The sequence below is a fragment of the Staphylococcus sp. HMSC077D08 genome, from assembly GCF_001837945.1.
Taxonomy (GTDB): Bacteria; Bacillota; Bacilli; order Staphylococcales; family Staphylococcaceae; genus Staphylococcus; species Staphylococcus epidermidis.
Genome location: NZ_KV834828.1, coordinates 153,113 through 171,234, shown reverse-complemented (window position 1 = coordinate 171,234; position 18,122 = coordinate 153,113). Strand labels below are relative to the sequence as shown.

General features: G+C 31.3%; 13 protein-coding genes. 4 read left to right on the top strand and 9 right to left on the bottom strand.

Annotated features, from left to right (window positions below; translation table 11 throughout):
• Positions 1-40: 40 nt before the first annotated feature.
• Positions 41-1,690, top strand: a complete 1,650-nt coding sequence (locus HMPREF2663_RS11875) for an alpha-keto acid decarboxylase family protein (protein WP_070846544.1) — start codon at positions 41-43, stop codon at positions 1,688-1,690.
• 346 nt (positions 1,691-2,036) lie between these two features.
• Here the strand turns inward: HMPREF2663_RS11875 and HMPREF2663_RS11870 are convergent, their stop codons facing one another.
• From HMPREF2663_RS11870 to HMPREF2663_RS11830, 9 genes are all read right to left on the bottom strand, one after another.
• Positions 2,037-3,203: a CapA family protein gene (locus tag HMPREF2663_RS11870; RefSeq protein WP_070846542.1), complete on the bottom strand. Its 1,167-nt coding sequence runs from the start codon at positions 3,201-3,203 to the stop codon at positions 2,037-2,039.
• A gap of 252 nt (positions 3,204-3,455) precedes the next feature.
• Positions 3,456-4,214, bottom strand: a complete 759-nt coding sequence (locus tag HMPREF2663_RS11865) for an alpha/beta hydrolase (protein WP_070846540.1) — start codon at positions 4,212-4,214, stop codon at positions 3,456-3,458.
• 291 nt (positions 4,215-4,505) lie between these two features.
• Positions 4,506-5,192 carry a Crp/Fnr family transcriptional regulator gene (locus tag HMPREF2663_RS11860; RefSeq protein WP_001831835.1) on the bottom strand — a complete coding sequence of 229 codons (687 nt, stop codon included), beginning with the start codon at positions 5,190-5,192 and terminating at the stop codon, positions 4,506-4,508.
• A 244-nt stretch (positions 5,193-5,436) separates the two neighbouring features.
• Positions 5,437-6,840 carry an arginine-ornithine antiporter gene (arcD, locus tag HMPREF2663_RS11855; protein WP_002496632.1) on the bottom strand — a complete coding sequence of 468 codons (1,404 nt, stop codon included), beginning with the start codon at positions 6,838-6,840 and terminating at the stop codon, positions 5,437-5,439.
• Between the two features lie 260 nt (positions 6,841-7,100).
• A complete protein-coding gene (argF, locus tag HMPREF2663_RS11850; protein WP_002458332.1) occupies positions 7,101-8,108 on the bottom strand; it encodes an ornithine carbamoyltransferase in 1,008 nt (335 codons plus the stop codon).
• A gap of 104 nt (positions 8,109-8,212) precedes the next feature.
• On the bottom strand, positions 8,213-9,448 hold the full coding sequence (arcA, locus tag HMPREF2663_RS11845; RefSeq protein ID WP_070846538.1) for an arginine deiminase: 1,236 nt from the start codon (positions 9,446-9,448) through the stop codon (positions 8,213-8,215).
• A gap of 337 nt (positions 9,449-9,785) precedes the next feature.
• Positions 9,786-10,247, bottom strand: a complete 462-nt coding sequence (locus HMPREF2663_RS11840) for an arginine repressor (RefSeq protein ID WP_002486840.1) — start codon at positions 10,245-10,247, stop codon at positions 9,786-9,788.
• A 513-nt stretch (positions 10,248-10,760) separates the two neighbouring features.
• On the bottom strand, positions 10,761-12,284 hold the full coding sequence (locus HMPREF2663_RS11835; protein WP_070846536.1) for a M4 family metallopeptidase: 1,524 nt from the start codon (positions 12,282-12,284) through the stop codon (positions 10,761-10,763).
• A 432-nt stretch (positions 12,285-12,716) separates the two neighbouring features.
• On the bottom strand, positions 12,717-13,961 hold the full coding sequence (locus HMPREF2663_RS11830; protein WP_002486866.1) for an ArgE/DapE family deacylase: 1,245 nt from the start codon (positions 13,959-13,961) through the stop codon (positions 12,717-12,719).
• A 305-nt stretch (positions 13,962-14,266) separates the two neighbouring features.
• Between HMPREF2663_RS11830 and HMPREF2663_RS11825 the strand changes: the two genes are divergently transcribed.
• From HMPREF2663_RS11825 to HMPREF2663_RS11815, 3 genes are all read left to right on the top strand, one after another.
• Positions 14,267-14,770 carry a hypothetical protein gene (locus HMPREF2663_RS11825; protein WP_002486837.1) on the top strand — a complete coding sequence of 168 codons (504 nt, stop codon included), beginning with the start codon at positions 14,267-14,269 and terminating at the stop codon, positions 14,768-14,770.
• A gap of 204 nt (positions 14,771-14,974) precedes the next feature.
• Positions 14,975-15,889 (top strand): DUF1672 domain-containing protein, encoded by a 915-nt coding sequence (locus HMPREF2663_RS11820; protein WP_080048038.1) that lies wholly within the window; start codon positions 14,975-14,977, stop codon positions 15,887-15,889.
• Positions 15,882-18,044 carry a hypothetical protein gene (locus HMPREF2663_RS11815; protein WP_070846534.1) on the top strand — a complete coding sequence of 721 codons (2,163 nt, stop codon included), beginning with the start codon at positions 15,882-15,884 and terminating at the stop codon, positions 18,042-18,044. Before HMPREF2663_RS11820 ends, HMPREF2663_RS11815 begins: the two co-directional genes overlap by 8 nt.
• Positions 18,045-18,122 lie beyond the last annotated feature (78 nt).

The following is an 18,122-nucleotide window of genomic DNA, read 5'->3' as shown; positions in this document are numbered from 1 at the left end:
TGATACTTGTAAGATAAAAAAATCAAAGGTGGAATCATATATGAAACAACGCGTAGGACAATATTTAATGGACGCGGTTTATTCAGCAGGTGCTGACAAAGTTTTTGGTGTCCCAGGAGATTTTAATCTAGCCTTTTTAGATGATATTATTGCACATAATCATATTAAATGGATTGGTAATACAAATGAACTTAATGCAAGTTATGCCGCTGACGGATATGCACGTATTAATGGCATCGGTGCAATGGTAACAACATTTGGAGTGGGTGAATTAAGTGCTGTCAACGGAATCGCTGGATCTTATGCTGAGCGTGTGCCAGTTATTGCCATCACTGGGGCACCTACTCGAGCTGTAGAACAAGAAGGCAAATACGTTCACCATTCTCTTGGCGAAGGAACTTTTGATGATTATAGAAAAATGTTTGAGCCTATTACAACAGCGCAAGCTTATATTACACCTGATAATGCTACCACAGAAATTCCAAGAGTAATCAACGCGGCGATTCAACAACGTCGTCCAGTTCACATTCATTTACCTATTGATGTCGCACTCACAGAGATTGAAGCTTCAAAGCCATTCAAAGCAGAAGTCGAACCACAAAAAGACGTTCAAAGTTATATCAATATGGTTCAAGACAAACTTGAATCAGCAACACAACCTGTCATTATTACAGGCCATGAAATAAATAGTTTCCATCTGCATAAAGAACTCGAACAATTCGTTGATCAAACTCAAATTCCAGTTGTTCAGTTATCTTTAGGTAAAGGTGCATTTAATGAAGAAAATCCTTATTATATAGGTATCTTTGATGGTTCAATAGCAGAACAAGATATTCAAGATTATGTCAATCAAAGTGATGCTATTTTGAATATTGGTGCTAAATTAACAGATTCTGCAACAGCTGGTTTCTCATATCAATTTGATATTAATGATGTGATTATGCTAAATCATAATGAATTTAAAATTAATGATACATGCATCGAAGCATTTTCATTACCAAATATATTAAATGGTTTAAATAAGTATATTCACTACAAAAATACTAATGATTTCCCACAATATGAGAGACCACAAGCACATAATTATGAACTTAGTAATCAGCCATTAACTCAAGAGACTTATTTCAATATGATGCAAGATTTTTTACAACAAGATGATATTTTAATCGCTGAACAAGGTACATCATTCTTTGGTGCTTATGACTTAGCCTTGTACAAAGATAATACTTTTATCGGACAACCATTATGGGGTTCTATCGGCTATACACTACCAGCAACGTTAGGAACACAAATTGCAAATCCATATCGTCGAAACATTCTATTAATTGGTGATGGCTCACTACAATTAACTGTTCAATCATTATCTACAATGATTCGTCAACATTTAAACCCTGTGATATTTGTAATTAATAACGATGGTTATACAGTTGAGAGAATGATTCATGGTATGAAAGAACCTTACAATGACATTCGCATGTGGGATTACAAATCATTACCTTCTGTATTTGGTGGTGACAATGTTTTAGTTCATGATGTAAACACTTCAGAAGAACTCATGCTCACCTTCGAAAACATTAAATCTAATAGTGATCGCATGCACTTTGTAGAAGTGAAAATGGCTGTTGAAGATGCACCAGCTAAATTAAGTAATATAGCTAAAGCATTCGCATCACAAAACAAATCATCTTAATATCTTTTTAAAATTCTATAATATAAACAATTCAAACACCCGTATGATTCTCTAGTTATACGGGTGTTAAATATATCTTTATAGAAGTTGAAACTTAAAAAATGACGTTTCCCGTGAAACAACATTCATTTAACGTTATATTTTATATCAATTAAAAGTAAAATGTATAAATAATCACAAACATTTATGACTCTAATAAATCATTCTTAAGACGCCTTTTTTAATGAACTCAATCATATCTTTAGCCATTGCTATAGTTTTAGAATTTGTTTTAACTTCCGAGTTAAAAATTCCAAATATACAAATAAGCCTGCACATTCTTTAATGTGAGGCTTATTTGAATTCTCTATAAACTCCGATTATCTAAATATTGTTTATCAATAACTGAACGTGTGATATCTCGTAAGTGTGCTGGGCTCATCGAAGAACTATCCATTTGATTGCGACCATGATGAGTGGCATCTTTGTCATTATAGTCATCTAGCATCATCACTTTAAAGTTCGACTTAAGGAACTGGTTTTGGTGTTGGGTTAATTCGTAATAATTCACCATACTTCTCCACTTCACATCTTGAACTTGAAACTGTTTATTTTTCTTACTAATTTTAAAATCTATTCGGCCTAATAAATCATTACTTTCATTCCCTGTTGACTGACCGTTCAAGAAATTCCCTAGAGAATATGCTACGAGTGTACGATTCCCTTCTCTACCGTCAACCCATTTTACTGGTTGAATCACATGAGGATGTGTACCTAAAACTACATCAACACCTGCATCAGCGAAAATTTGTGCATATTTTTTTTGAGTGGCGTTAGGCTGATGCTTACCTTCATTACCCCAATGTGCTGAAACAAGTACTACATCACTTTGTTGTTTGGCTTTCTTAACATCTTGCTTAATTTTATTTTCATCAAACGTATCTACCGTATAATCATGAGTTGGTTGATGATCGTTTGTACCAAATGTGTAACTTAATAAAGCAACTTTCACACCTTTAATTGTTTTAATAGGAATTTGACGGTGTGCTTGTTCTGATTCATATACACCCGTGAACAAAACTTGATCTTTAAATTTGTTCCAAGTATGAATATGATTTCTTACACCTTGCTCTCCTTGATCTAAGGCATGATTGTTTGCACCGTTTATAAAATTAAAGCCTGTATCTACTAAATCCTGAGCAATACTACTCGGTGTATTAAAGTTTTTAAATCCTGAATAAGGCCTATCATCCCCACCTAATGGTGATTCTTGATTAACAAAAGAAATATCTGCGTTTTGAATGTCTTTTCTTACTGGTTGATACATGGGTTTAAAATCAAAACTATTCCCCGTAATTTGTGCATCTTTATATACAACTGGGTGGATTAAATTATCACCTACAGCAACAACACGTATCGTTTTATTTGCATTTTGTTTATTACCAAAAGATTGATTAATCGTACATCCACTAACAACTATGAAAAACGTAAATAATATCATGGTATACACTAAATATTTAGATACTGTTTTCATTTTTTAATACTTTATCCCCTTTTATAAACTTTTGTATTTATCTTCATCATATCTCTATTAACTTTAATAAACAATATATGATATGTGAACATAATGATTTTAATAAATAACTATAGTTGTCTTACCTGTCATCTGGATTAACTGTAACACCGAACAAAATCAATAAGAGAAGAATACTAAGGCGAGTAACAATTTTTTATATTCGTTTAATAAGATGTCCGCCTAAATATCCAAATTCAACCCTTTGTATCATTACTGGACAAACCACTCAATCGCACGTTTAATAGCTCTATCCCAATAAGCATAATCATGATCTCCTGGACCATCTTCAAACTTATAAGAAACCCCTTTTTCATTTAACGTCTCAATAAATTGAAGGTTATCATGATATAAAAAGTCTTCTTTACCACACATGATAAACAATTCAGGAATATCTACATTAGCATCGATGGCTTGATCAAGTAAGTAGTACGTATCGAGTTCTGTACCTTTAATTTGAGTATCTCTTCCGGTGATAGCTTGTGGAGAGAAATCAATCCAATCCAAATCAATGAGCCGTTGTGTTTCAAAAACTGCTGAAAGTGGTGCAGCTTTAGCAAATTTATCACTTTGAGTTAGCGCAAATTTAATCGTTCCATAACCACCCATTGAATGTCCTGCAATAAAATTATCTTCTCTTTTTCTAGAAAGTGGTAAAATTTGATGTACGTATTCGTAAATTTCTAATATGTAATCATAGTAACTATGTCCATATACCATATTTGCATAGCCACTATGATCGACGTTAGGCATTATAATCGCAAGTTGATGTTCATTTGCATAACGATCGATACTTGTATATCTTATGTAAGTTGTTTCATCGCTAGACAATCCATGTAATAACAACATTGATTTCAAATGTTTCGCTGTTCTTGAACTATCAAAGAATGTTACATCCTCCGGTAAAATAATCGTTAAATTTTGATGCATTCCTATCGTTGGTGAATTGTAATTCATTGTTATTAAAGCCATATGTGTCACTCCTCTACTGTATTATCTATTATTTTACTTATTCTTTTTATCAATTTATAGAAAAAACGCAACTTTGACTATAGATTATATAAATTTCTATACTTCTCAATGCAGAACTAAAATTTTATTCTCTATATTAAACAAGTTGATTTACTATAGATTGTCTAACCTTTAAATATAATGTATTTCTAAAGCAATAAATCATGAAATAAAAAAACGATAGTGAATGATTTCATAGAAACCTATTCGACCATCGTTTGTTTTCAATTATGTATGAGTGAGACGCACTCATTATAAGTCTTTACTAACCAACCAATTTTTACTGTTTTTAAAGAGTATTTTTTCTTCTCTAAGTTCATTTATGATATGACTCGTCGTTTCTCTAGATATTCCTGCCATATCACTCAATAACTGTATTGTCATAAAATGCTTAATTTCATAAAACTCATCATGATCATAACCTACTGTTTGACATAGGTAACGTAAAATCTTAGTCACGCGTTCTTTAGCTAATTTACTCGTTAAAGCCATATTGTATTCAATATGTTGACATTGTGTTTCGCTTAATAAGGAGAATAATTTCACAAAAATCTCTTCGTGATTTTTACATAAATATTCTATTAAATCTCTTGGAATTCCAATCATTTCGCAATCTGTTAGGGCTGTACACATTTCATTAGGAACTTTATCTTGAAATAAGTTATTTAAAGGAAAGAGCACTTTTTCTCTATTCAAATATCGATATACATCACCATTCAAATTAAAATTTTCTCTCATAATATTACCTTTTAAGAGTAAGTAGATATGCGTGGTTTCATCAGACGAATAGTAGACAATTTGTCCTTTGTTGTAATGTCTCACAAAACATTGACTTTTAAATGGCAGTAATACGCCTACAGGAATATTGATATAAGATGCTAATTGTTTAAAACTTTCATCAAGTTCATTTTCTCTACAAAACATTTGATTTCCAGTCATAAAAATAACTCCTTATTGCCTTAGACTATGGTCAAAGGGGACGCTATAATTTCTCCGATTTAAAATTTATTAGAATTCTGTATATACTACAGACAATATTTACTATGGACCACTGTTCTTATTATACCAATAGTTTAAATATCAAATATTTTATATACTTTTCTTTGTTTGATTTTTATCGATTAAACTCCCTTTATAACTCATGATTGATCAATATCTATAACATTTAAAAATATAAATTACATCATCGTAATAACCCTATCAATGCTAAAATAACGATAAGACTGAAGAAAATATAGTCAAATTGTGTAAGTCGCTTTTGATTATTTTTTTGAACAACTACATAGACGATAATCCCCGGAATATAGAGCAACATGGTAAGTAACAAATAATCTATACCTGACGCGTAAACCAGCCAAATTGCATAAATAGATGCTAGAATTCCTATAATCCATTGTTTAGGCGTTGCAGTTAACTTGTGTTCTATTGTATATTTCACCTGATAAAACGCACTGAACATGTATGGATAAAGTATAGCACTTGCCGCGAGAGAAAATGCAAAATGATAAGCACTTTTGGTAAACAGCATGCTAATAAGGAATATTTGAACTAATACATTAGTAATGAATAAGGCGTTCATAGGTGCCCCATTTTTATTTTCTTTTGCAAACCACTTAGGAAACAAACCATCTTTAGCTACAATAAAAGGCAACTCTCCGGCAAGCAATGTCCAACCTAGCCATGCACCTAATACTGAAATAATAAGACCAATATTGACAAATGTTGCTCCCCAATCACCAACAATATAAGCTAAAATTTGTGCCATTGATGGTGCCTCAAGTTTAGAAATATGATTTTGAATTACAATACCTTGTGCTAATACAGTCAGCAAAAAGTAAATGAGCAATACTGAAATAAGTCCGATAACAGTGGCAATTCCAACATCTTTTTTATTTTTAGCTCTTCCGGAAAATACAACAGCACCTTCAATACCAATAAATACCCAAACTGTCACTAACATCGTACTTTTAACTTGTGACATCGTATTAGCGAAATGAAATGATAATGAGCCATATCCATCCATTCCAAAGAAACCTATCCTGAATGTATTAAAATTAAAGGCTACAATCATACATATAATCACTAATAAGATAGGAATTAATTTTGTAATAGTAACAATACTATTGATTAAAGCAGCCGTCTCAACTCCTTTTAATATTAAAAAGTGCACACTCCACAATAATATTGATGCCACTATGATACTAGGAAATGTGTTGCCCCCTTTAAATATTGGAAAGAAGTTCCCTATAGAAGACATTAATAACGTTGCATATGCGACATTACCTAAAAAAGCTGAGAACCAATATCCCCAAGCACTTGCAAACCCTATAAAATCACCAAAACCCGCTTGAGCATAACTATAAATACCACCATCTAAATCAGATCGTTCATTAGTTAAGTTTTGAAAGACAAGTGCTAAAGAAATCATTCCAATAGCAGTAATCAACCATCCAATTATAATTGCTAATCCTCCAGCGTGGCCTCCCATATCAGATTGAATATTGAAAGCACCGCCACCAATCATCGAACCTATAACAAGACCGATTAATGATGTTCGACTTAATCTTTTATCTCCTGTGTCATTCATATTCATTTCTCCTTTAGAAGGAGGGATTGAAAACGTATATGCTTTTTAAAATACACATGCATATATATAGATGTATAGCGGAAAGATATAGATGAGTAACGACACATCTTTGATAGTCATTGACCGAAGTTCTATATCATCCTCTCAACATGATTTTGAAAAAAATTATTTTTTTATGTGACACAATTTGAAAAAAATATTCGTTTATTTAATAAAGCATACACGTGATCTTATCCCTATTTATTTTTCTTGTAGTAAATCTAGCCTAAAGTTGCTGCCATCACGGCTTTAATCGTATGCATTCGATTTTCAGCTTGGTCAAACACTCTAGAATGCTCACTTCTAAATATTTCGTCTGTCACTTCCATTTCAGTTAAGCCATATTTTTCAAAAATATCCTGACCATATTCTGTTTGTGTATCGTGAAAAGCTGGTAAGCAATGTAAAAATATCGTATTTACTTTCCCGGTTAAATTAAACATTTTTCTATTAACTTGATAGTCTTTCAATAAATGAATACGTGTTTCGAATTCACTTTCTTCACCCATTGATACCCAAACATCAGTATAAATAACATCTGCATCTTTGACGGCAGTATGAATGTTATCAGTCATCTTAACTGAACCTCCATAATTAGACGCTTGATCTTTAGCAATATTAAAATATACATCTCTTGGTGTTAATGATGAGGGTGTACAAATACGTACATTTACGCCAAGCATCGCACCCGCCACCATAAGCGAATGTGCAACATTATTACGTCCGTTTCCTACATAAGTTAGGTTGATGCCTTTTAAATATCCAAAATTTTCTTTAATTGTCATATAATCAGCTAACATTTGTGTAGGATGCCAATCATCAGTTAACCCATTCCATACCGGTACTCCAGAGAATTCGGCCAATTGTTCAACAGTTTTTTGGGAAAAACCTCTAAATTCAATTCCATCAAACATTCTTCCTAAAACTTTGGCAGTATCCTCAACAGATTCTTTTTTACCTAATTGAATATCATTTTTCCCTAAGAATTCAGGGTGTGCACCTAGATCAATAGATGCGACTGTAAATGCGGCACGCGTGCGAGTAGACGTCTTTTCAAAGAGTAAAGCAATGTTCTTACCCTCTAAATATCGATGTGGTGTGCCTTGTTGTTTATATTTTTTTAACGTCATAGCAAAATCGATTAGACCTTCAAATTCTTCACCTGTGAGATCATACTCTTTTAGCAGTGACTTACCTTTTAAATCGAAGGGTTTCTTGATGTTTTTCATGGGATGTGCCCCTTTCATTTTATAAGTCGCTATCAAATTTAATAGCATAAGTGAATGTATTTCGTGATGCTCAAGCTATATCTATTCAACACCCTATCTTATATCTATAGATCTTCTCTTATTAAAGGTTGACTCATACAACGAGGGCCTCCTCGACCACGTACAAGTTCACTTCCAGGAATTTCAATAACTTTGATACCATGCTCACGTAACAATTGATTAGAAACATAATTACGATCATAAGTTACAACCACACCGGGACGGATGCATAAAGTATTCGAACCATCATTCCATTGTTCACGAGCTCCGTCGATGATATCACCATTTCCAGTTGGTATTAATGTAATTTCATCAACATTGAGCACTTCTTCTAATGTTTGTTTAAGATGACTAGAATGTTGGATTTTGATATCTTCAGCTTTATCATCGTATTCGATGATAAAGATATTCATGTTTCCTTCTGATTTAAGAATTGCTGAATGTGTAGTGAATTTGTCGTAATCAATCATTGTACAAACAGTATCTAGATGCATAAATGTTCGACTAGTTGGAATCTCAATCGCCACCATCTTTTTAAAAGTAGATAACGGATCTTTAAAAATACGTCGTGCTAAACGTTCAATTGCTTGTGCAGAAGTACGTTCAGATATCCCTATTGCAAGTACATCTTTAGATAACACCAGTTCGTCTCCGCCTTCGATATTGAATGGGCAGTCACGATCCAACCATAAAGGAACATTCTCATCTTTAAATCTAGGATGATGTTTTAAAATATATGAAATGAAAATCGATTCTCTGCGTCTTGCTCTCCAAAACATGCGATTTACTGTCATACCTTTACCAATTGAAGCTTGAGGATCACGTGTGAAATATAGATTAGGCATTGGGTCAAGATAAAACGGATATTTATCATCCATGTACTCTACAAGGTGTGTCGATTCAAGTTGTATTTCTTCTTTGCGTACGCCAGCCATAATCTTATTAATTAATGCTTGATTTGACAAAGTTGAAAAGAGTTTTTTTATTTCTGTTTCATGCCCTAGGATAGTTTTTCTAGATTCTGCTAAAACGTCATCTATAAATTGCTCTCTGACATTTGAATCTTCTATACTTTGTGCTGCTAATTTTTCTAAATAAAGCACTTCTATTCCTTCATCTTGAAGAACTTGAGCAAAACGATCGTGCTCTTGTTGAGCTACCTTTAAAAATGGAATATCATCAAACAATAATCCATCTAAGTAATCAGGCACTAAGTTTTCTAATTCCTTCCCTGGTCTTTTAAGTAATACCGTATTTAGTTTCCCGATTTCACTGTTAACTTGAATAGGTCCATTTGTCATACTCATTTCCTCCTTTTCTTCGCTACATTATCAGTATAAAACTGATTAATAACTAAGTTCGTGATGATTATCACATACTAAATGTAAAAAGTTTCGCAACATTTGGTTATTCAATACATAATTATGTTTGAATATACATTACTATTGCATACTTTCGTTGAAAAAATGAATATTTGAGTAATATGAACATTTACATCTTTATGGATAAAAGTTTTTTATTCATAAATTTGAATACTTAATCAAATAACAACACTCATATTTATTGAAATAAAAAACACCTGATAAACGATGTATGCGCTTACCAGGTTATATTTATAATAAACAACTTTATAAATTTTTATGAATAATTATGATTAAATATTTTGTAATAGACATATTCAGCTATAGACTGGGAATGTGTAAGAATCATAATCGTATCATTACCACTTATAGTTCCTATAATCTCTTTCAATTGTAACTGATCAATATAATAATTTATGCTTTGTGCAAATCCTGGTGTCGTCTTTATTAGTATATACGATTCTTTAATCATAGTGTTAATAATTTCTGTTTTTATGTAATCATTAAGTTTTACTCTTGAGTCTAATTGAGACTGCTGCGTAAGTAATTTATATTCATATTGATTTGCCTTCACAGGCAGGCGATAAATATGGAGTTCTCTTAAATCTCTTGCAATAGTAGTCATGCTATAACGTACACCAAAGTGATCATCAATGTAATCAATAATATCTGCTTTTTTATAAATGTGATTTTGCTTAACAATCATAGTTACTAAATCTTGTCGTTTACTCTTTTTCATTGAATGATCAACTCCTATAGATAACTAATTTATTTTAATTTATAAATTAAAATTTCTTTTTATTTAATTATACTTTATCATTTTATTGTTGATAATAATAAGAATTTTTATGTCGTTTGTGACAAAGTACGTAAACATACATTCAAATTTAAAATTAATTTGTTTATTTAACTATCATTTTATCTATATTTCCCCTTTTATTCTTATTAGGTTTTTTATACTCATTACTATGCAGTCACACTTACGCTAGACAAACCGTAGTCTTACCTCAAGGTAAAGTAAGCGGCTTTGTATTAGTTTAAAAATTCCTGAAGATTTTAGTTCACTCTTATGATGAAATAAAAAACCTGAGACAGTTAAGTTTGTCTCAGGCTGAGTCGAAATTAAGTCAACACTCATTTCGATTAAGGCTTTAAAGATTGTAAATATTTAACATTACTTCTTCTTTGTTAAGGTTCTTTAAAATTCATTTTTAGATACTTGTTAACATATTTTTATTTTAAAACGGTTCGCCTACACGCCAACACTGTCCCATGCTTGACCTACTTGTTGAGCAATACCGTCGCCATATAAATCAAATGCTGCTTGTTGTAATGATGCTTTGGCATCTTGGAAATTAGAATTTGAAGTTAAATAAACAGTTAACGCTCTATAGTAAATTTGTTCAGAACGTTGTTTACCAATACTACGAATTGTGTTGTAAGCTGCTTTGTTCGGAATACCTGAATTCGTATGTACGCCTCCATTGTCAGAATTTGTATAAACAAAATCATTCATATGAGATGGTTGTCCAAAACGCTCTGGATTAGATAAACTTCTTAAGGCATCTCCGCCTACGCCAGGTGTATAAACATCTTCACCCATTAAGAAATCTTCATCATCAACGAAGTAACCAAATACATCTGAAAAACTTTCATTTAATGCACCTGATTGAGAACGGTAAACAAGATTAGCAGTTTGCTGTGTTACACCATGTGTAATTTCATGTGCAACAACATCATTTGCACCAGACAGCGCTGTAAATGTACGTCCATCTCCGTCACCGTAAATCATTTTATCACCAATCCAAGCCGCATTGTTTCTGTTATCTTGACCTTGGAAGTTATTTACATGTGCGAGTGAAATAATTGGGCTACCTTGATTATCATATGATTCTCGGCCGAAAGTATTTTTATAATAGTCATACGTTTCTTTAGCATAATAATTTGCATCTACACCTGCACGTTGTTCATCATCAACAAAATTTCTATCTTTATCTTGCATTAAGTAAGCTTGACCAGTATTCGCATCGTAATTGTAAGCTGAAAGTGTACCTTGTTGAGTTAAATCTTGTAGTGCATAGCCACCGCTGACACTATTAATATTAATTTGTTTCGTGTCACCTAGTACACCTTTACCTGTACCTGTAGTAGCTGCTTCTTTGATCATATTTAATTTATCAACTACTTGACCCGTTTCAGCATCAATTTTCACATTCCAATGAGAAATTTTTGGTGAAGTTGTAATAATTTCTATGTTATAAACATATTTATTTTTTTCTCCATCAATCTCAACTTTATTGGTTTTGATGACATCACTTTTTAAGTTTTTAGCTTTTTGACGATCAATTTTTATTGCTTCGAAAGCTTTATCTGTGGCATTTTCTTTACTTATCGATACTTTATTCGTAGGTTGAACTTTCTTAGCATCAGTATCACCATTGACAAGAACTACCTTACCCTCTTTATTCGTATGAACTTTTACTTCTTTGTCGGGTGCATACGTGTTGCCCACTTTCGGTTGCAATGTGTAATGCGTAAATCCTTTGTTATCTTTTTCAGTATCAGTGACCTTATAATCTTTGTAATGATTTTTTATATCTTCAGATTTTGGTAACTCTTTCAATGCGTTAGTTGCTTGAGATTCTTGGGTTACTTTCGCATCGATGTTTTGAGTTGCTGATACTTTATCCTTAGCGTCAACCTCCGTATTGACTAAAGGACTTGCCACAGTTAATGCGGCAATACTTGTAAGTGCGAATTTAGAAAAATTCTTCATTTTATTACCTCCTATAAATTAATGAAAAACAACTTACTATATAATAGTAATTAAATTTTTCTGAAAAGTAAATGAAAATTTCATTTAATTCACATAATCATCACTTATAATTTTTTTGTATAAATAATTTGTACAATACTTAAAAAACTTATGTTAAAATTTTAATTTAGAATTAATGTTATAATACACATCAGTTAATTAAAATGAAATAAAATTAATTATTATATCAAATAGTTAAAACGTTTCACTTCAAATGCTATATTTTGAGAAATAGATCTAAAAAGTCGTCACTTTCTGAAGAATCAACAATTCTAGAACAATATGGTACGGCGTATTTTTTAAATACTGTTTAGTTTTACGATGTTATATTAAAAACACCCTCCAAGTTGAATATTTTAAATTCTACTTGGAGAGTGTAACGTCACATCTTTATTACTCATTCTCTTCATTTAAATATGAAGTGATAAACTCTATATAGTATTCCACAAATTCTAAATAATTGGCTTTTTCTACGCACTCATTTATTTGATGAGGTCCATTTCCCGGACCAAACATTAAAAATGGAAAGTTTTCATCTTTTCCTTTTAATAAGTTGGAAGCATCAGTAACTGCTACAGTAGGAGTAACGATTAAATCTCTTTCGTTAGAAAAATGGCTTTTTGCAATATCAAACCCTAGCTCTACCAAGCGATTTTGACCTGTTGTTACTACAGGTTCTAAATCAAGATAAAGTTCTTGAGTCAAACTAGCACCATTTTGATTTGCTTGCTCTATATATTCATTAAATAGCGCTTTAACTTTGTTATTATTATATTCTGGTATTGTGCGTACATTAAATTCAGCTGTAGCAAAATCAGGTACTGAATTAACTTGTGTTCCCCCTTGAACAATACTATTAGTCATAACAAGTCCTTGAATAAGTTCTTGTGCCTTTTCCTTTGTTATATGGTTAGGTAGTTGACTTCCTAAATTATTTATCATGTTTGAAAAATCTAAGGATTCACCTTTTACTGATTGTGTTATTTTTTCATATTCTTGATTTATATTTTGAATAAATTCTAATAATGGCTTAATAGCATTTTGACCTAAAAATGGTAATGAACTATGTGAAGCACGTCCTTTAGATTTTATTCTAAAGTCCATTGAACCTTTATGTGCATACACCAAACTAGGAAATGATGGTTCCGCAATAAGTAATGCATCTAAATCATCAGCATATCCTTTTTCAAACAACTGTTGCGAACCAGATTGTTCCATTTCTTCACCCACTGTTGCCATGAATTTAATAGTTCCCTGAGTTAACTTACCACTTTCTTTAATTTCAATAAGAGCAATGGCTAAAGCTGCTAATCCAGATTTCATATCTGCAGCTCCCCTACCGTATAAATAGCCTTGATCCTCTGTGAGTGTGAAAGGATCATACGTCCAATGATCATGATTTCCCTCAGATACTACATCCATATGACCAGATATTCCTATAACTGGTTGACTTGAACCAACGGTTGCAATTAAATTTGCTCGACCATCTGTAACTGTATCAATATGTGAACGAATTCCATACCGATTAAATAGTTTTTCTAAGTACTGTGCAACCTCTAATTCATTACTATTTACAGTTTTTATTGACACTATATCGGATAAGATTTTAATTCTTTCCTCATCAGATAATACCCGCATCGTTATTCCACCTTTCTTAATTTGTAAAACTTTTAATTTAACAATGTAAGTATAACTTTTATTCTATAATGTATCTCATTTATCTATATTGTTTACCTTACAATACTTATATTAATTGATTATAACAAGCATAATGGTTCAGTCATGACATCATGCTTAGACGTTAAACGATAATTCTAGTTTGTAATATATTACTAGAAAATTAAATCTGGAATTTTTAATGTACTTTATAGAATAATTCTACTTACAATAAAAAAAGGATTATAATAAAATATAGTTGATAAAAAGGATGGAGGATATACGCTTTGAAAAAATTTTTAGCTACAATAGTGGTAATCATTCTTATATGTGCATTGGGCTTTTCATTATATGCAGCTATTAACCACCATACGACTTCTAATAAGAACGATCAAAAAATAGAACACAATCGCAAAAACAAACAAAATAATACTTCAAATCAGAATCGTGATACTCATCAACAACAAGATCAAACGCAACCAACAAATAGTGACTATAACAACGATAATCAATCAGGTACTGAACAACCAGCGCAACAACCTAATTACCATCAATACCCAAATAATAATCAACAGTCTGGTTCAAATAAAAATAACTCTTCAGAAAATAACAAACAGAAACCGAATCAGAACAAAACTAATCAATCAGATCATCAACCATCACAATCAACACCACAACAGTCGTCACAACCTAATCATAATCAATCTGATTCACAACAAAATGGCAACTCAAATAATAATTCCAACAATCAAAATCATGGAACAAATGATAATCAGAATAAAAATCGTTAATCATATGACAAAGCTTATGCATGTATCAAATTATATTGTATAAGCTTTTTATTTTTTTATTCGAATATGTTTGAAAATACTATAAAATCGATTTAACTAATATGTGAAAAATGTTATATTTGTTTAATACTTTTATAAATTCTATTTATATAATTTATAAATTAAGTTAAAATAAAAGTAACTAATCTTATATTGAGGTGTATCATGAGAAAACTGATATCTACCATTATCGTTTCAACATTATTAATTGGAGGATGTTCCACAGTGCATAAAGAAGCAAAACATTCATCACAATCAATTCCTGAAGAAGTTCCCGCAAGTCAATACAAAGGTCAAGGTTTCCAACCAGTAGCTGAAAAAAGTGCTATCGCACATGCGAAAAAACATCGTGAAGAATACGAAAAACTTGGTGAACAATTTTTTAAAGATAATTTTAGCCTTAATGTTAAAGCCACAAATGTTGTAGGAAGTGGTGATGGCGTCGAAGTCTACGTTCATTGCGATGATCATGACATTGTGTTTAATGCAAGCATCCCTTTTGATAAGGAAGCAATACATGAAGAAGGCTCCATGCGAAGCAATGATAACGGAGATACCATGAGTAATATGGTTGGAACTGTGTTAAGTGGTTTCGAATATAAAGCACAAAAAGAAAAATATGATAACTTAACAAAGTTCTTTAAAAACAATGAAGAAAAATATCAATATACCGGTTTTACTAAAGAAGCAATACATAAGACACAGAATGTTGGATATCAAAATGAGTATTATTATTTAGCAGGTAACGTTACTAATATTAATAATTATAGAAAATATTATGAACCTTTAATAAAAAAAGATTCTCAGAGTTTCAAAGAAGGCATGAAAAAAGCAAATGAAGCAACAAATTTCAAAGCCAAAGTTGAAGTCGTTTCAACATTATTCAGTACTAAATCTGATTTTACTAAAAATAACTCTAAGAAAGATTTATTATTCTTAAGTGATGATTTATATCATTACAAAGAAAAACCTGAAAACACAAACATAACTTTACAATTAAGTGAACCAAAAATTAATTCTACACGTGCATTTTATGATGCTAATAACCCATTAGAATATGGAGTGCATAAACATGAATAAAATCAATGATAGAGATATTGCTGAATTAAATAGCTTTTGGGCTTATCAAGATACAAAAAAACTGAAAACATTTTCAGTAAATGACAAGAATTTTAAACAAGTTGGAGGGTATGAAGATAATAATAATCAAAATATTAATGGTGCAGCAGATATCAAAGTTTACGAGTTATTAGATAGATACGGTATACCTTCGGGTGAACAATTTATAGTATTTCAGGGCACTGATAATAATGAAACTATTAATCCTAACAATCCTTTGAAAGGTAAACTTGCAGATGATTGGCTTCAAAATATAAAATTAATGAACAATAATAATAAAAGTACTGCTTTAATTAAACAAAATCAGAGTTTTATAAATAAATACAATAAAAAAATAAATGATGCTAAAAAATTAAATTCTGATGAATTTTATATAAAATACGGAGAAGAAAGAGAACGATTTAAAGATGTAAAAATAGTTAATAGTGGTGGAAATTCTCAAGGAGCAGTTGGTGCTAAATTAGCAGGTGTTAAGAATCCTAATTTAAAAGTAGTTACGACTGATCCTGCAACCTTACCTGAAGCGTCTTGGAGAGGTACTAAATCTAAAAAACATAATAATATTATAAATTATCATAGCACTTATGATATATTGTCTTGGGTTCAAGATCCGGTATTTAAAAATAATCCCGGGAAACGTGTAGACCTTAAAACCGGTGTTCCTACTCTTGAAGGTCTTGCTGATAGTCATTTAGGTTATAAAAGAGAATTTAATAAAATAAATAACACATACAAAGATATACCTGTTAAAAAGATAAAATCTGTTAAGGATACGGATACTAAAAAAGGCAAATCAAAACCTAAAACGATTGATATTACTTTAGACATGGACGGCCGAATCCCAATAAATGTCTGGACAGGAGAATCTATTTCTCGTTCTGGTACTGGCACATTAATTAAATTAGATATTGAAAAGTTAGAAAATCTCCATAATTTAGTTACTGGTGAAACAAGTAAAATGTTATCTGAATGTGTTAAATTTCTAAATGAAAGCTTTAATATATCTCAACATGAAAACAATAACTTTAGTAATCGTAAGCATAAACTTAAAAGTGATTTCATTGATAAAATATGCCTTGATTCCTTGGAAAATTTATGTAATTCCATTAAACACAAACGACAGTCTTTTGAAGAAGCGATTGATCAAGTACACAAAGTTATCGATCCTATAATTGGCTTAATACCTTCTATAGGTCTTAAATCACTTGAAGAATATATTTCTGAAATAGTCCGTAATTTAGAAAAGGGTATTGAAGCAATTCACGATACACTTGAAGCAAAAATCCAAAAAATCTTTCAAAATTTGGATAATGATTTTCACGATGGTGTGGCTGAAGAAATGATGAAGCATCTTCAAGTGGTATCTAAAAATATTTTACAAGTAAAACAACAAAATGATATTTATGGTCGTCAAATAGCAGATATTAAAAATATCATGTCTCAACAAGATGCCACTATAATGGATGGTAATACTAATATAAACTATAGTGGTGAAAATATGGTTTACGGTTCAATCGAATCTTCCAATTACTTAACTCGTAAAATGTCAATTTTAAAAGATCATATTGATAAGGGCATAAAAGATTTAGCAGAATATGTAGAAGAGTTATATAACGAGTATTTCAAACCTGTTAAGGATGATATCGATAAAACAGTTACTGCACTTACAAATGCGAAATTAAGTATACATACTATTAAATCAATGTTGAAAAACCCAGCTATTATTACTGCATTGAAAGCTTCTCCATTTAGTCCTTCAATTGTAATTTCTGCACTTGAAAGATTAGTAGGTGAAATAGATAAGTGGGTATCTCTACTAAATGATTTGAAAGTTGCGTCGCCTATTCTCGAAAATCACTTAGATGACATTATAGAAAATGCGAAACCTACGATTGTTAATATGATTTTTGAACCAAGTCATTATGACGATATGTTTATTTTAAATACTCAAGCTCAAGCGCGTTTAGATCAAATGGCTCAACAATTTGAAGTAGTGTGTAATGGGTTGAATGAAAATGCTGGGCAAGCCATCAAAACTATGGATGAATCAGCATCAGTGATACGTTCGAATATGTCAAAAGTAAATGCACAATTAGAAAAATTATCTGTATATTAATAAAAAAGATGTATGTGAGCACACTTTTCACATACATCTTTTTTATCTTCATTCTTTTATATGATAAAAATTAAAATC

Bases quoted from the DNA above. Each gene is read 5' to 3' on its own strand.
- HMPREF2663_RS11835 (WP_070846536.1), bottom strand. From the start codon at position 12,284: ATGAAGAATTTTTCTAAATTCGCACTTACAAGTATTGCCGCATTAACT.
- HMPREF2663_RS11875 (WP_070846544.1), top strand. From the start codon at position 41: ATGAAACAACGCGTAGGACAATATTTAATGGACGCGGTTTATTCAGCA.
- HMPREF2663_RS11820 (WP_080048038.1), top strand. From the start codon at position 14,975: ATGAGAAAACTGATATCTACCATTATCGTTTCAACATTATTAATTGGA.
- HMPREF2663_RS11860 (WP_001831835.1), bottom strand. From the start codon at position 5,192: ATGACTGGAAATCAAATGTTTTGTAGAGAAAATGAACTTGATGAAAGT.
- arcA (WP_070846538.1), bottom strand. From the start codon at position 9,448: ATGACAAATGGACCTATTCAAGTTAACAGTGAAATCGGGAAACTAAAT.
- HMPREF2663_RS11840 (WP_002486840.1), bottom strand. From the start codon at position 10,247: ATGAAAAAGAGTAAACGACAAGATTTAGTAACTATGATTGTTAAGCAA.
- argF (WP_002458332.1), bottom strand. From the start codon at position 8,108: ATGAAAAACATCAAGAAACCCTTCGATTTAAAAGGTAAGTCACTGCTA.
- HMPREF2663_RS11865 (WP_070846540.1), bottom strand. From the start codon at position 4,214: ATGGCTTTAATAACAATGAATTACAATTCACCAACGATAGGAATGCAT.
- HMPREF2663_RS11815 (WP_070846534.1), top strand. From the start codon at position 15,882: ATGAATAAAATCAATGATAGAGATATTGCTGAATTAAATAGCTTTTGG.
- HMPREF2663_RS11870 (WP_070846542.1), bottom strand. From the start codon at position 3,203: ATGAAAACAGTATCTAAATATTTAGTGTATACCATGATATTATTTACG.
- arcD (WP_002496632.1), bottom strand. From the start codon at position 6,840: ATGAATGACACAGGAGATAAAAGATTAAGTCGAACATCATTAATCGGT.
- HMPREF2663_RS11830 (WP_002486866.1), bottom strand. From the start codon at position 13,961: ATGCGGGTATTATCTGATGAGGAAAGAATTAAAATCTTATCCGATATA.